This window comes from Pandoraea sp. SD6-2 (genome assembly GCF_000389825.1).
GTDB classification, from domain to species: Bacteria; Pseudomonadota; Gammaproteobacteria; order Burkholderiales; family Burkholderiaceae; genus Pandoraea; species Pandoraea communis.
In genome coordinates this window covers 215320-229886 of record NZ_KB944456.1, presented here as the reverse complement: position 1 = coordinate 229886, position 14567 = coordinate 215320, and the positions used below count along the sequence as shown (strand labels likewise).

The window sequence follows — 14567 nt, the reverse complement described above, 5'->3', positions numbered from 1 at the left end:
ATCGCTATATTGCTAGGCGCACAGACTGTGCGCTAAGAACGTACCCAACGTGTCGGGTAAAGCGTTAGTGGGCATTCTGCCCAGTCTGTTCCCGCCGACGCCGAACCGTTACACGTTGTTACCCTCGTGTCAGAAGACACCGACAAACGTACGTTTGCCGACATAATCGCGACACAATGCCGCCATTTTGAGGCGAAATCCGAAAGCGGCCATGCGTCTCGACGTCGCACCTGCGGGTGGCATAAGGAGGCAAAGGCGGAAACGACGGACGAGGGTTTACGCCATCCATCTGACGTTTACGTAAACGTCATAATCCTCGTTATACTGCCCCCGATCGGTCACCTATGAAACGTCACCCTACCCGTCAGGCACCGCCCTGACACCGGTGCTAACATAAGTCCGACTGGCATCAGTATCACGATAAAAGGCCCCGCTCGACGGGTGATCTCACGCAAGTGAACACCTGGGTAAAGCGATATTCGGAGGCCGGCATTCACCGCTGCCGTCCTGCTTCACGAGAGCGGGAGGGGCAGGAAGTTTTGGCGATCCCAAAATCAGTGAGAGTGAGGAGCACACCCCATGAACGCCCCCGTCAACCCGAGTTTGCTGGCCGCGCTAGAATCGGTCACGCTCGACGACAAGTACACGCTCGAGCGCGGTCGCGCTTACATGAGCGGCATCCAGGCTTTGGTCCGGCTACCGATGTTGCAGCAGGCGCGCGATGCCGCCGCCGGGCTCAACACCGCGGGTTACATTTCGGGCTATCGCGGCTCACCGCTCGGCGGTCTGGATCTGTCGCTATGGAAAGCGAAACAGCACCTCGCGAGCCATCACATTGTCTTCCAGCCCGGCCTGAACGAAGACCTTGCCGCCACTGCCGTGTGGGGCTCCCAACAGGTCAATCTGTACCCTGCCAAGTTCGATGGCGTGTTCTCCATGTGGTACGGCAAAGGCCCCGGCGTCGACCGCTCCATGGACGTGTTCAAGCACGGCAACTCGGCGGGCACATCGAAGCATGGCGGCGTGCTGGTGCTCGCGGGCGACGACCACGCCGCCAAATCCTCCACCCTCGCGCATCAGTCCGAGCACGACTTCAAGGCAGCCGGCATTCCCGTGCTGTATCCGTCGAACGTTCAGGAGTATCTCGACTACGGTCTGCACGGCTGGGCAATGAGCCGCTACTCCGGCCTGTGGATCGCGATGAAGTGCGTGACGGACGTGGTCGAGTCGTCCGCCTCGGTGATGATCGATCCGCACAATGTCGACATCCATCTGCCGAACGACTTCATCATGCCGCCCGACGGCCTGAACATCCGCTGGCCCGACCCGCCGCTGGTGCAGGAAGCGCGTCTGCTCGACTACAAGTGGTACGCGGGGCTTGCTTACGTACGCGCCAACAAGCTCGACCGCGTGATGATCGATTCGCCCCACGCGCGCTTCGGCATCATGACCGGCGGCAAGGCGTATCTCGACGTGTGTCAGGCGCTCGCCGATCTGGGGCTGGACGAAGCCACGTGCCAGCGCATCGGCATTCGCCTGTACAAAGTGGGTTGCGTGTGGCCGCTCGAAGCGCAGGGTGCGCGCGCGTTCGCACAAGGCCTGCAGGAGATTCTGGTCGTCGAGGAGAAGCGTCAGATCCTCGAATACGCGATCAAGGAAGAGCTGTACAACTGGCGCGACGACGTGCGTCCGCGCGTGTACGGCAAGTTCGACGAAAAGGACGGCGCCGGTGGCGAGTGGTCCGTGCCGATGGCCAACTGGCTGCTGCCCGCGCACTATGAACTCTCGCCCGCGCTGATCGCCAAAGCGATTGCCACGCGCCTTGAGAAGTTCGAGCTGCCGAGCGACGTGCGCGAGCGCATCGCCGCACGCCTGCGGGTGATCGAGGCGAAGGAGCAAGCGCTCGCCAAGCCGCGCATCGCAGTCGAACGCAAGCCGTGGTTCTGCTCGGGCTGCCCGCACAACACGTCGACCAATGTGCCCGAAGGGTCGCGCGCCATCGCCGGCATCGGGTGTCACTATATGACCGTGTGGATGGATCGCCGCACCGACACCTTCTCGCAAATGGGCGGCGAAGGGGTGCCCTGGATCGGGCAGGCGCCGTTCTCGTGCGACGAACACATTTTCGCCAACCTCGGCGACGGTACGTACTTCCACTCGGGGCTGCTCGCCATTCGCGCGGCGATCTCGTCGAAGGTCAACATCACCTACAAGATTCTGTACAACGATGCGGTCGCCATGACCGGCGGCCAGCCCGTCGACGGCACGCTCTCCGTGCCGCAGATCGTGGCGCAGGTCGATGCCGAAGGTGCGGCGAAGATCGTCATCGTGACCGACGAACCCGAAAAGTACGACGGCGTGAAGCTCGTTGGCGACGTCCCCGTCTATCACCGCGACGAACTGGATCGCGTGCAGCGCGAGCTGCGGCTGGTCAAGGGCACGTCGATCCTGATCTACGACCAGACTTGCGCCACCGAGAAGCGCCGCCGCCGCAAACGCGGTGCGTACCCCGATCCGGCAAAGCGCGTGGTCATCAACGAAGCCGTTTGCGAAGGTTGCGGCGATTGCTCCGTGAAGTCGAACTGCCTGTCGGTCGAGCCGCTGGAAACGGAATTCGGCACGAAGCGTCAGATCAACCAGTCGACCTGCAACAAGGACTATTCGTGCCTGAACGGCTTCTGCCCGAGCTTCGTGACGGTCGAAGGCGGTCAACTGCGCAAACCCAAGACGGCGCAGGTCGACAGCAGCGGTCTGCCGCCGCTGCCTGAACCGCCGTTGCCGGCGATCACGCGTCCGTACGGCATTCTCGTGACGGGCGTGGGCGGCACCGGCGTGGTGACCATCGGCGGCCTGCTCGGCATGGCGGCGCATCTGGAAAACAAGGGCGTCACGACGCTCGATGTGACCGGCCTCGCGCAGAAGGGCGGCGCGGTGACGAGCCACGTGCAGATCGCACTGCAACCGGAGGACATTCACGCCACACGCATCGCCATGGGCGACGCCCGCGTAGTGATCGGGTGCGACGCCATTACGACGGCGAGCGACGACACGCTCTCACGCGTGCAGCACGGCGTGACGAACATCGTGGTCAACAGCGCGCACACACCGACGGCCGAGTTCATCCGCAATCCGAACTGGCGCTTCCCCGGCGCAAGCACGGAGAACGATATTCGTGCGGCGGCCGGCGACAGCGTCGACTTCGTCGATGCGAACCACCTCTCGCTGCGTCTGCTCGGCGATACCATCTACACGAACCCGTTCGTGCTCGGGTACGCGTGGCAAAAGGGATGGGTGCCGCTCTCGCACGCCGCTCTCATGCGCGCCATCGAACTGAACGGTGTGGCGATCGAGAAGAACAAGCAAGCGTTCGAGTGGGGCCGTCGCGCCGCACACGATCTGGCGTCGGTGCGTCGGCTGGCGCAGCAGAACGAGACGCCGGAGTCGTCTGCCGCCGGCGGCAAGCTGATTACGCTGCATACGCCGCGCGCGCTGGATATGCTGATCCAGCGCCGTTACGACCAGTTGGTGGCGTATCAGGATCGCGTTTATGCAGAACGCTTCAAGCAGACCGTCGACCGTGTGCGCGCCGCCGAAACGCCGCTCACGCAAGAGGGCATGCAAATGCCGCTGACCGAAGCCGTCGCCCGGGCGCTTTACAAACTCATGGCCTACAAGGATGAGTATGAAGTGGCGCGGCTGTACACCGACCCGGCATTCATGAAGAAGATCAACGAGCAGTTCGAAGGCGACTTCACGCTGCGCTTCCACCTGGCGCCGCCGTCGCTGGCCAAGCACGACGACAAGGGCCATCTCGTCAAAAAGGCCTATGGCGCGTGGATGATGAAGGCGTTCGGTGTGCTGGCGAAGTTCAAGGGACTGCGCGGCGGGGCGTTCGACATCTTCGGCCGCACGCAGGAGCGCCGCACGGAACGGGCCCTGATCGGCGAGTACGAAACGCTGGTGAGCGAACTGGTGTCGCGGCTGAACGAGAGCAACCTGTCGTTGGCCGTACAACTGGCGGAGCTGCCGCAGGAGATTCGCGGCTACGGGCACATCAAGGAGCAGAACCTCGCCGCCACGCGTATCAAATGGACGAAGCTGCTGGCACAGTTCCGCGATGGCAGTTCGCATCGCGTGGCCGCTTGATTCGCTGAGTCAGCAGTCCAACAAAAATCCCGCCAGCGCGTGAGCGTCTGGCGGGATTTTTTGCGCTTTTGCGCAGTCGGCGCACAGTAACGCCGGAGATCACCCCGGCGCCATGTCCGCCCCGATCATCAACGGCTGACGTTGGCCGCAGCCACGGCAGTCATGTTGATGATACGGCGCACGGTGGCGGCCGGCGTCAGGATGTGAACCGGCTTGGCGCAGCCGAGCAGGAACGGGCCGACCGTCACGCCTTCGCCGCCCGTCATCTTGAGCAGGTTGTACGTGATGTTCGCCGCTTCCACGTTCGGCATGACGAGCAGGTTCGCTTCGCCCGACAGACGCGACGCCGGATACGCGGCGCGACGCACCGTCTCCGACAACGCGGCATCACCATGCATTTCGCCGTCGACTTCCAGCGCCGGTGCGCGCGCGGCGAGCAGTTCGCAGGCGCGAGCCATGCGTTGTGCCGATGCCGACTTCACGCTGCCGAAGTTCGAGTTCGAGAGCAGCGCCACCTTCGGGGCGATGCCGAAGCGCTCGATTTCCTTCGCGGCGAGCACGGTCATCTCGGCGAGTTGCTCCGACGTCGGCGTCTCGTTGACGTACGTGTCGCTGATGAACAGGTTGCGCTTTTCGAGCATCAACAGGTTCATGGCGGCGTAGTTCTCGACACCGGCCGCGCGGCCAATCACCTGATCGACCACATCCAGATGGCGGTGGTAGGTATCGATCATGCCGCAGATCATGCCGTCGGCTTCGCCCAGACGCACGAGAATCGCACCGATCAGCGTGTTGTCCTTGCGCATGGCCGCCTTGGCGACTTCCGGCGTCACACCGTGACGCGCGCCGAGGTTGTGATACTCCTGCCAGCAGCGTTGATAACGCGTATCGTCTTCCGGATTCACGATCTCGAAATCGACGCCCGGCTTGAGCTTCGAGCCGATCTTCTGCAAACGCATTTCCACGACGGCCGGACGGCCGATGATGATCGGCTTGGCGATGCCCTCGGCCAGCACGAACTGGGCAGCACGCAGCACGCGCTCGTCTTCCCCTTCGGCAAACACGATGCGGGCGGCGTCGTTGCCGAAGCGAGCACGGGCGGCGGCGAACACCGGGCGCATGATGAAGCCGGTGCGATACACGGTCGTGCCGAGTTGTTCGCGATAGGCGTCCATGTCTGCGATCGGACGCGTGGCCACGCCCGAATCCATCGCGGCTTGCGCCACGGCGGGTGCGATCTTGATGATCAGGCGCGGATCGAACGGCTTCGGAATGATGTATTCCGGACCGAACTCGAGCGACTGGCCTTCATAGGCGCGCGCGACTTCTTCGCTTTGCTCTTCTTCCTGCGCCAGTTCGGCGATGGCACGCACGGTGGCGAGCTTCATTTCTTCCGTGATGGTGGTCGCACCGACGTCGAGCGCGCCGCGGAAGATGAACGGGAAGCACAGCACGTTGTTGACCTGGTTCGGGTAATCCGAACGGCCGGTCGCGACGATGCAGTCCGGACGCGCAGCCTTCGCGATTTCCGGGCGGATTTCCGGCTCCGGGTTGGCGAGTGCGAGAATCAGCGGCTTCGGGCCCATGGTCTTGACCATGTCGCCCGTGAGCACGCCGGCGGTCGAACAACCGAGGAACACGTCGGCTCCGTTCGAGGCGTCGGCGAGCGTGCGCGCTTCGGTGGCGACGGCGTAACGCGCCTTGCTCTCGTCGAGCTTGTCGCGGCCGGTGTGAATCACGCCCTTCGAGTCGAGAACCAGAATGTTCTCTTTCTTCAGGCCGAGGTTCACCAGCAGATCCAGGCAGGCGATGGCAGCAGCGCCGGCACCCGAGCAGACCAGCTTCACCTTGCCAATATCCTTGCCCACGACCTTCAGGCCGTTGAGGATAGCGGCCGAGGCAATGATGGCGGTGCCGTGCTGATCGTCGTGGAAAACGGGGATCTTCATGCGCTCGCGCAGCTTCTTCTCGATGTAGAAGCACTCGGGCGCCTTGATGTCTTCGAGGTTGATGCCGCCGAGCGTCGGCTCGAGCATGGCAATGGCTTCGACGAGCTTGTCCGGATCGTGTTCGGCGAGTTCGATGTCGAACACATCGATGCCGGCGAACTTCTTGAACAGGCAGCCCTTGCCTTCCATCACCGGCTTGGCGGCGAGCGGACCGATGTTGCCCAGGCCGAGCACTGCGGTGCCGTTGGTGATCACGCCGACGAGGTTGCCGCGCGACGTGTAACGGTTGGCGGCGAGCGGGTCTTCGGCGATGGCCTCGCACGCGTAGGCCACGCCGGGGGAGTAGGCCAGCGACAGGTCGATCTGGTTCGACAGCGGCTTGGTCGGCGTCACCGAGATTTTGCCCGGACGCGGATTCTCGTGGTAAGCCAGGGCGCTTTGTTTCAGTTCTTCATCCATATCTCGATACCTAATGACAGGGCGACGGCCGGGCCCCGTGCCGCATGCGGGCAGCGTCCGGGCTCAACCGTCTTTTCACGGATCACGGCGGGGAAGAGACAACCGGAGGGACTCGACGATTGTGTCGTCGACGGTTTTCTTCGCTACGCGGCAGCGTGATGGCCACCGCTTCCCCGATCCGGCATGCCGCGCCGATGCGCGCCCGGATCGTGAGACTTACGGTGCGCCGGACGCACCGCAGGACGCAAAGTGTACACCTTGCGCCAAAAGCATGATGCCGCACGCGGCGCCTGCCGCGCGGGCGATTGACCGCCATCGCGCCCTACTTCAGTGCCTCGCCGCGACGCTCCGGAATCAGGAAAAGCGTGGCGAGAATGTCGAGCACGTAAATGCTGGCGAGCAAAACGAGCGCCATCTTGAACGAATAGGCGGCCGCCAGCGCCCCCACCGCGAGCGGTCCGAAACCACCGACGGCGCGGCCGATGTTGAACAGCACGTTTTGCGCCGTTGCACGTGCGGCCGTCGGATACAGCTCCGAAATCAGCGCGCCGTAGCCGCCAATCATGCCGTTCACGAACAGCCCCATCACCGCACCGCCGATCAGCAACGCGAACTGCGACTGCAACTGGGCGTAGATAAACACCATCACGACCGCACCGATCTGATAGCCGATGAACGTCGGGCGGCGACCGAAGCGATCGGCCAACCGCCCGAACAGCCAGATGCCGAACGCCATGCCGAGCACCGTCACCGCCGTCCACATCGCCGACTTGGTGAGCGAGTAACCGAACGTCTTCGACAGGTACGACGGCATCCAGATCATCAGGCCGTAGTAACCGAAATTCTGCACCGAGCACAGAATCGCCACGCCGAGGCTCGCGCGCGTGGTGGCGCAATCCTTGACCAGCAATTTGAGCGGCGCGTGTTCGCGCGGCTGCTTTTGTTGGGCGAGGAACATCTCGGGCTCGCCGAGCGTGCGACGCATGACGAACGACACGACGGCGGGCAGCAAACCCACAGCGAACATGCCGCGCCAGCCGATGACCGGCAGCAGCAACGGCGTGAGCAACGCGGCGGCGAGCACCCCGGCCTGCCATCCCAGCCCCACGAACGACGAGGCGCGTGCACGACGCTCCGGCGCGCAGGCTTCCGCCGCAAGCGCCATGCCGATGCCGAACTCGCCCCCCAGACCGATGCCGGCGATCGTCCGGTACGCCAGCAGATCCCAATACCCCTGGGCGAGCGAGCACAGGCCGGTGAACACGGCGAAGAGCAGAATCGTCCACGACAGCACGCGTACGCGGCCATAACGATCGGAGAGCATGCCGAAGACAATGCCGCCCACGACGGCGCCCACGAGGGTCCACGTGACAAGCGCCCCCGACTGCGCGCTCGACAGCGCGAGGTCGGCGGCAATGGCCGGCAGAATGAAGCCGAGGATCAGCAGATCGAAGCCGTCCATGGCATAGCCGATGGCCGAGGCCCAGAGGGCACGGTTCGCGTAGGCGGTGTCTTGCGGTACGGCAGAAGCCGCAAGCGAGGGCGAGGAATCGTTTGGCATGAGCGCGTCCGACGGGTCTGAATTTTCGGCGTGAGTGTATGCCTGTCATAAAGGCTCGGCAACTGTCTCTTTTTTTGGACTCATCTATCGGAGATGATTTCTCATATGCGCCGTGCGGGCACATCGCGCGTATTTCTTGGGTTGAAAATATACGCTCAGTGCATAATTGACCTCGCATCTGCTGAAACTTGTGGCATAATTCGCGTTCAAGCGCCGGTCGATCGTCGCAAGACGTGCAGACCCGCCGCCTTAGACGGCGTTTTGCCTCAGTGCCCTACGCGCTGCGGCGCCCCGCCGACTTACCCATGACTCCTGGCTGCACGCCCCACGGCGGGCAGCTACGCTAAGGAACCGCATCATGATTGGCATCGACCGCCAGGCGATTTCCGACATCACCGCCAAGATCCTGCTCGAAGTGGGCGCGGTGCATTTCAACGCCGAGAAGCCGTACATCTTCACCTCGGGCTGGGCCAGCCCGGTCTACACCGACTGCCGCAAGCTGATCTCGTACCCGCGTGTGCGCCGTACGCTGATGGACTTCGCCGAGGCCGTCATCATTCAGGACGTCGGCTGCGAGCAATTCGACACAGTGGCCGGCGGCGAGACCGCAGGCATTCCGTTCGCGGCCTGGATCGCCGACAAGCTGATGCTGCCGATGCAGTACGTGCGCAAAAAACCGAAGGGCTTCGGCCGTAATGCACAGATCGAAGGCGATCTGCCGGAAGGCTCGCGCGTGCTGCTCGTGGAAGATCTGACGACCGACGGTCGCAGCAAGATCAATTTCTGCAAGGCGCTGCGCGAAGCCGGTGCGAGCGTGAATCACGTGTTCGTGATCTTCCACTACGACATCTTCCCGGAGAGCCGTCAGGTGCTCAAGGACATCGACGTCCAACTGCACTCGCTCGCGACGTGGTGGGATGTGCTGCGCGTTGCCAAGCAGCAGAACCACTTCGACACGAAGACGCTCGACGAAGTCGAGAAATTCCTGCATGCACCGGCCGAGTGGTCGGGCGCGCACGGCGGCGCCACGTCGTTCCCGAAGGACTGAGTCCTGTGGCAATGCCCGCAGTCTTCGCTTGAGAGGCGAAAGCGGCCAGTCCGAAAGGGCTGGCCGTTTTTTTTCTGCATCCGCTTTGCAGAGGAGTCACCCATGTTTGCTTCGGTCTTCGCCATCAGCATCGGGGCTGCCCTCGGCGCGCTGTTGCGCTGGGCACTCAGCGTGCAGTTCAATGCGATCTTGCCGACACTCCCGCTCGGCACCCTCGCGGCCAATCTCGGCGGCGGCTATCTGATCGGGATCGCCGTCACGCTCTTCAGTCACTTTCCATCGATCCCGGTCGAGTCGCGTCTGTTGATCGTCACCGGCTTTCTCGGCGGCCTCACCACGTTCTCCACCTTCTCGGCCGAAGTCACCACGCTGCTGCGCGAAGGGCAGATGGGCTGGGCATCGCTCATCGTGATCGTTCACGTTGGAGGCTCGCTCATCATGACGCTGCTCGGCATGGCAAGCGCCACACTGTTCGTGCAGTGGCTGCGCCCCGCCATCTGACGGACTTGGCGACATTGCCGTCGCGGCCGTCGTGCTAGGGCAGCAACATCACGAGCTTGACGTCGTCGTGCCCCGATAAACGGAACGTGACCTGCGCAAAGTCGATGTCTCCGCGCACAGGGTGATGAAAACCGCGCCTGCCGCCCTCGCGCTCCACGACATCTTGCTGCGACCAGAGCGCGGCGAACACGCTGCTCTCGCGTTGCAGGGCGTCTGTGAGCGCACGCACGGGGGTGTCGTCGAGATATGCGCTGCATTCGGCGCGAAACTCCGCCACGACACGTCGCGCACGGCTCTCCCACGCCTGAATCAACGTCAGTGCGCCCGCGTCGAGGAAGATGTAGCGCAGCAGATTTTTCGCGCCGGGCATATCGAGCCAGCCCCGGAAGATGTCTGCGGCAGCATCGTTCCACGCGAGGACGTCCCAGCACCGGTCGAGCGCATAGGCAGGCGCCGCCACGGCGGCGACTGCCGCCTGCACCTGCGCCGCCGCGTGATGCGGTAACGGCGCCGCGCCGCGCTCGGGATCGCGTTTGCCCGCCAGATCGAAGAGATATGCCCGTTCGGCACGCGAAAGCCGCAGCGCGCTGGCCACCGAGGCCAGCGCGCCTGCCGAAATCGACACCTCCCGCGCCTGTTCGATCCACGTGTACCAGGTCGACGACAATCCGCATAACTGCGCCACCTCTTCGCGTCGCAGCCCCGGCGTGCGGCGTCGCCCAAGCAACGGCAGTCCGACCGCCGCCGGGGTCAGCCGCTCGCGATGCGCGCGCAGAAAATCTCCCAGCGCCCGGCGCTGGCGCGCATCATCGGCAGGTGAGGACGGCACTGCCGGCAGGGTGCCGGATGTTGGCATAGGGGTAGTTTTCATACCAGGATAAATAGGCAACTTGTACCGGTATTGGTGAGCCATTATCGTGAGACCCATCGATGTCGCGCAAGCCCCCTGAGCCCAACATCGCCGAATCCGACACCCCCACCCCATAGACGAAGGAGACTCCCCGTGAGCGATACCCACCCCCCCACCGACTCCGCTGCGGCACACAACACCGGCAATGCGCACAGCGCACATAACGCCGTCGTCACCGGCCAGTTCGGCCCGCAGGCGTCCGCCTATCTGACGAGCGCCAATCACGCGCAGGGGGCCGATCTGGAGCAACTCGTTGCGATCGTGCGCGCGCACCCGGGGGCGCAGGTGCTTGACCTGGGCTGCGGCGCGGGTCATGTGAGTTTCCTCACCGCGCCGCATGCCGCGCGCGTGGTGGCCTACGATCTGTCGGCCGATATGCTCGGCGTGGTCGCGGGCGAGGCTGCGAAGCGCGGGTTGACGAACGTCGACATGCAACTCGGCGCGGCCGAATCGCTGCCGTTCGGCAACGCCAGCTTCGATCTCGTCTTCAGCCGCTACAGTGCGCATCACTGGGCCGACGTGGGCGCGGCGCTGCGCGAGATGCGCCGCGTACTCAAGCCGGGCGGTCGTGTGGTGATCTGCGACGTCGCCTCGACCGGCCAGCCGTTGTTCGATACGTATCTGCAAGCGGTGGAAGTGCTGCGCGACACGTCACACGTGCGCGACTACGCGGCGAGCGAATGGATGACGATGGCAGCAAGTGCGGGTTTCTCGGTGGCGTCGCTCACGCCGCGCACGCTCGAACTCGACTTCAAGACCTGGACGACACGCATGCGCACGCCGGTGCCGATGCAAGTGGCCATTCGTGCGTTGCAGGCGGCGATGGCCGACGACGTGCGCCGTCACTTCAAGATTCAGGACGACGGATCGTTCACGCTCGACACGCTCACGCTCGAACTGGTTGTCGGCTGAGGATTCCGGGTCATCGGAAAGTGAAAAGCGCAAAGCCCGGCGTGAGTGCGACACCCACGCCGGGCACCCCAACCGTCTGGCGTCACTTCGGTCCCGCTTTTTTGACGCCGATCACATCGGACTTCCCCGGTGACGCCGCGCACCTCGGGGCGAGAGCGGGCGCGATCTGCCGAGAGACGAATTTGAATGCGACCTGAGCCGCGACCGATGGCGCAAAAAGTGCGCTCGGCGGCTCCACCATGTGCATGACGTGCAGAAACCGGCGGTATATCGCCGCGTCGTCTACCGCCAGCCCGAGCAGTAACTCCACGTAGCGTTGCATGAGCCGCGCACGCCAATGCGCCGCCCCTCTCTGCCCAGTCTGACGCAAATCGACACCGGTCGAGAACGTCCAGGCATGCCGTGCGACACGCGCCAGCACGCGTTGCAACGTCAGACTCCCCGGCGCAGCGTCAGCACTGCGAAGTACGTACAGATGGGCATCGAGCGCCACCGCACTCAGCGCAGCCACAGTCATGCCCTGCCCATACACCGGGTTAAAGCAGCAGGCGGCATCGCCCAGTACCGCGAAGCCTCTGGGCCAGCGCGTCATCTCGTCGAAGTGCCGCACCCGGTTCTCCGTCTGGCGAAATCGGCGAATCGCCGATATGGGTTCGGCAGCGGCGATGGCGTCGTGGAGCGCCGGCACTCGCAGACTGCGCGCGAAAGCAACGAAGCTGTCTTCGTCACCGGGCGGATAGTTGCCGCCGACACCCGTCAAGGTAACGATCCACCGATTTCCCTCAATGGGAAAAATCGTGCCGCTGCGCGGGCAGTCGGGCGGACGGCCATGCACCACCAACGCCTGCCAATCCCGCCATGGCGAGCGCTTCGGCACCGCGTACAGGCGGCTCGCATAGCCGACGCGGGCATCGACAACGGTCTCTCGCGGCATGTCGAAGCCGGCCGCGCGCAGCCACGAGGGCGTGTGCGAATTTCGGCCGCTGGCGTCGACGACGAAAGCGGCAGGCAGTGTCGTGACACCACCGGGACAACCCGCCAATACGCCGGGACGTTGTCGAATCGTGACACCGCAAACGTGCGTCTGCCCGGCGTCGAGGCTCAGGCCGGTGACTTCGCACCCTGGCAGGACACTGACGCGCCGCTCGGCCAGCACGCGTTGACGCACCGCGAACTCAAGCAGGTCGCGGCTCGTCGACCAGGTCACGAAACCCTCGCCCGCCGCAGGCATCCAACCCGCCGCCGAGAACCAGCGTACCGACCGATACCAGTCGAGCGGCACGGCGCCTGCGTCCAGCAACGTTTGGCCAAGCTCGGGAAACAGGGCCTCCAGCGTGCGCCGCCCTCGCATGAGCAACTGGTGCACAAATTGACCTTGCGGCACGCCGGCCCTCGGCCCCGGTGCACCGGGCAATTCGTCGCGGTCGACGAGCCACACCTCTTCGAAGTGCCCGGTCAGCACCCGCGCCGCAAGCAGCCCGGCCACTCCTCCACCGATAACAATCGCGCGCGTTGCGGCGGACGTTGTGCCGCAGGGCATAGCCCCTACCGACGTCGTTGAAGTCATGGCGTGCCTCGTTATCGGAACCAGCGATTCAATCCGCTCTGCGATGCCGGCACATCGATCTGATGCTCGATTTGCCGATGAAACGCGGGAAGCCGGCTCCAATGCAACCCCGGACGCACGTGATGCGCGAGGTGATACCCATTGTTGAAAAACGCGAGATTGAGCCAGATGTTGGCCTTCGTATGCGACGCCTTGAACGGATCTCGCGAGTAGAGATCGATATGATCGTCGTACGTCATGTGAATGAAGTTCAGCCATACCAGCACAATCGGTGCGACGAAGAAGATGAGCGCGTTGCGCGGGTCGTGAAGGAGCAACCCGATTAGCACAACGTAGCTGGCTGCCACTTGCCCGAGGCAACGTTGACGCAGACGCTTGCACGTGCGCCCGATGCGCAGCACGTGATAGTTGTACGTGAAGAAATAGTGAGCGATGTAAGCAAGCCGCGACATCCGCCGGCCGCCGGCATCTATCCAGCGTGACGGGTCGCGTTCCGGCTCGGTGTAATGCAGGTGATGGCCCCGGCTGTGATGCAGCCGGAACTTCGCGGCATACATGCCGGTTTCCAGCCACATCACAAGTTCAAGCACCCGATTGCGCCATCCGCTCGAGAACATGCCCACGTGCGATTGGTTATGCACTGCAGTGGATACTGCGATCTGGGGCAGCAACAGCAGTGCCGCCCACGCGATCGCCGTTCTCAGTTCATGCGCGAATAGGTAACCTGTCACCTGCGCCGCCGCGGTTCCCGCCACCAGCGCAAGCGGAGCGAGATCCTCCTGATAATGCAACCCTAGCCAACGGGCGAGATGTCTCATGATGCCTCCTTGCGCCGCTCGACCTCGATAGGCGAGCGCGCCTCAATGGACTTCGCCGGCGGCGGCGTTACGGCGCAGCCGGGCGAGCAACGCCGGTGGTGAGAAGCTCCAGCGCGCATTCATCGTGCCGACCGGACGATCGAATTGCAGCCACTGACTTTCGCAAGTCAGGGCAGACAGGTGATCGCGCCGGTAGGCCTTGGCGACGATGACGAATCGTGCCAACAGAGGGGCGCTCAATTCGGCAAAGTGTTCGAATACCACGTCCAGCGAATTCAGAACAAAGGCCAGATCGTGCGAAACCTCATAGAAGCGGTGTGAGATTGCCGTCCCGACCTGTCGGTTCGCTTCGATCAGCATCAGACCCGGTACATGGTCGAGGGGATGTTCGAAGAAGAAGGGATGACTCGGGTCGATATGAAGGTTCGCGATAAAGCAGTCGTATCCGTCGGGTGTGGCGTCGGTGCGCATGATCGACGCCACGAATACATTGGCCGGATCGGACTTGTGGACCAGTGTGTGATCCAGTGTCCTGGGCATCGCGAGTGCTTCGGTACCGTTACCACCGGGCAGACCGGCAACACGGCTCGTCAAGGGGGGCTGAAGGTTCATGGCGACTCCGTTCAAGGGCTTTCGGGGGGGTGAAATGCCCGTCGTCGCGAACCGCGACGGGCGAGCTGGGGGGGGGGGGGGGGG

At 63.7% G+C, this 14567-nt stretch carries 10 protein-coding genes; 4 read left to right on the top strand and 6 right to left on the bottom strand.

Annotation, left to right across the window (positions count from 1 at the left end; translation table 11 throughout):
* The first annotated feature begins 579 nt into the window (after positions 1–579).
* Complete coding sequence (locus C266_RS23090; RefSeq protein ID WP_010806893.1) at positions 580–4146, top strand: indolepyruvate ferredoxin oxidoreductase family protein; 3567 nt, start codon at positions 580–582, stop codon at positions 4144–4146.
* Positions 4147–4274: 128 nt separating this feature from the next.
* Here C266_RS23090 and C266_RS23085 read toward each other — a convergent pair whose 3' ends face one another.
* Together C266_RS23085 and C266_RS23080 are read right to left on the bottom strand one after the other, a co-directional pair.
* Positions 4275–6554, bottom strand: coding sequence for an NADP-dependent malic enzyme (locus C266_RS23085; RefSeq protein WP_010806894.1), 2280 nt, complete (start codon positions 6552–6554; stop codon positions 4275–4277).
* 322 nt (positions 6555–6876) lie between these two features.
* The gene (locus tag C266_RS23080) at positions 6877–8115 is read right to left on the bottom strand and encodes an MFS transporter (RefSeq protein WP_010806895.1); all 1239 of its coding nucleotides are present in this window, start codon (positions 8113–8115) and stop codon (positions 6877–6879) included.
* 358 nt (positions 8116–8473) lie between these two features.
* Between C266_RS23080 and C266_RS23075 the strand changes: the two genes are divergently transcribed.
* Together C266_RS23075 and crcB are read left to right on the top strand one after the other, a co-directional pair.
* Complete coding sequence (locus C266_RS23075) at positions 8474–9163, top strand: orotate phosphoribosyltransferase (RefSeq protein ID WP_010806896.1); 690 nt, start codon at positions 8474–8476, stop codon at positions 9161–9163.
* Positions 9164–9265: 102 nt separating this feature from the next.
* Positions 9266–9664 (top strand): fluoride efflux transporter CrcB, encoded by a 399-nt coding sequence (crcB, locus tag C266_RS23070; protein WP_010806897.1) that lies wholly within the window; start codon positions 9266–9268, stop codon positions 9662–9664.
* A 34-nt stretch (positions 9665–9698) separates the two neighbouring features.
* Here crcB and C266_RS23065 read toward each other — a convergent pair whose 3' ends face one another.
* Complete coding sequence (locus tag C266_RS23065; RefSeq protein WP_010806898.1) at positions 9699–10520, bottom strand: helix-turn-helix transcriptional regulator; 822 nt, start codon at positions 10518–10520, stop codon at positions 9699–9701.
* A gap of 147 nt (positions 10521–10667) precedes the next feature.
* Here C266_RS23065 and C266_RS23060 point away from each other — a divergent pair, with 147 nt between their 5' ends.
* The gene (locus C266_RS23060; protein ID WP_010806899.1) at positions 10668–11486 is read left to right on the top strand and encodes a class I SAM-dependent methyltransferase; all 819 of its coding nucleotides are present in this window, start codon (positions 10668–10670) and stop codon (positions 11484–11486) included.
* Between the two features lie 82 nt (positions 11487–11568).
* On the opposite strand, the gene C266_RS23055 is transcribed toward C266_RS23060, so the two are convergent.
* Genes C266_RS23055 through C266_RS23045 form a run of 3 tightly spaced genes read right to left on the bottom strand, consistent with a single transcriptional unit; the run spans position 11569 to position 14483 of the window.
* Positions 11569–13053, bottom strand: coding sequence for an NAD(P)/FAD-dependent oxidoreductase (locus C266_RS23055; protein ID WP_051126519.1), 1485 nt, complete (start codon positions 13051–13053; stop codon positions 11569–11571).
* An 11-nt stretch (positions 13054–13064) separates the two neighbouring features.
* Positions 13065–13871 (bottom strand): fatty acid desaturase, encoded by an 807-nt coding sequence (locus C266_RS23050; protein ID WP_010806901.1) that lies wholly within the window; start codon positions 13869–13871, stop codon positions 13065–13067.
* A gap of 42 nt (positions 13872–13913) precedes the next feature.
* Positions 13914–14483, bottom strand: coding sequence for an AfsA-related hotdog domain-containing protein (locus tag C266_RS23045; RefSeq protein WP_010806902.1), 570 nt, complete (start codon positions 14481–14483; stop codon positions 13914–13916).
* Positions 14484–14567: the final 84 nt, after the last annotated feature.

What these genes read in the sequence shown, in the direction of transcription:
- C266_RS23080 (WP_010806895.1), bottom strand. Translation starts at nt 8,115, where the DNA reads ATGCCAAACGATTCCTCGCCCTCGCTTGCGGCTTCTGCCGTACCGCAA.
- C266_RS23065 (WP_010806898.1), bottom strand. Translation starts at nt 10,520, where the DNA reads ATGCCAACATCCGGCACCCTGCCGGCAGTGCCGTCCTCACCTGCCGAT.
- C266_RS23085 (WP_010806894.1), bottom strand. Translation starts at nt 6,554, where the DNA reads ATGGATGAAGAACTGAAACAAAGCGCCCTGGCTTACCACGAGAATCCG.
- C266_RS23055 (WP_051126519.1), bottom strand. Translation starts at nt 13,053, where the DNA reads ATGACTTCAACGACGTCGGTAGGGGCTATGCCCTGCGGCACAACGTCC.
- C266_RS23075 (WP_010806896.1), top strand. Translation starts at nt 8,474, where the DNA reads ATGATTGGCATCGACCGCCAGGCGATTTCCGACATCACCGCCAAGATC.
- crcB (WP_010806897.1), top strand. Translation starts at nt 9,266, where the DNA reads ATGTTTGCTTCGGTCTTCGCCATCAGCATCGGGGCTGCCCTCGGCGCG.
- C266_RS23045 (WP_010806902.1), bottom strand. Translation starts at nt 14,483, where the DNA reads ATGAACCTTCAGCCCCCCTTGACGAGCCGTGTTGCCGGTCTGCCCGGT.
- C266_RS23050 (WP_010806901.1), bottom strand. Translation starts at nt 13,871, where the DNA reads ATGAGACATCTCGCCCGTTGGCTAGGGTTGCATTATCAGGAGGATCTC.
- C266_RS23090 (WP_010806893.1), top strand. Translation starts at nt 580, where the DNA reads ATGAACGCCCCCGTCAACCCGAGTTTGCTGGCCGCGCTAGAATCGGTC.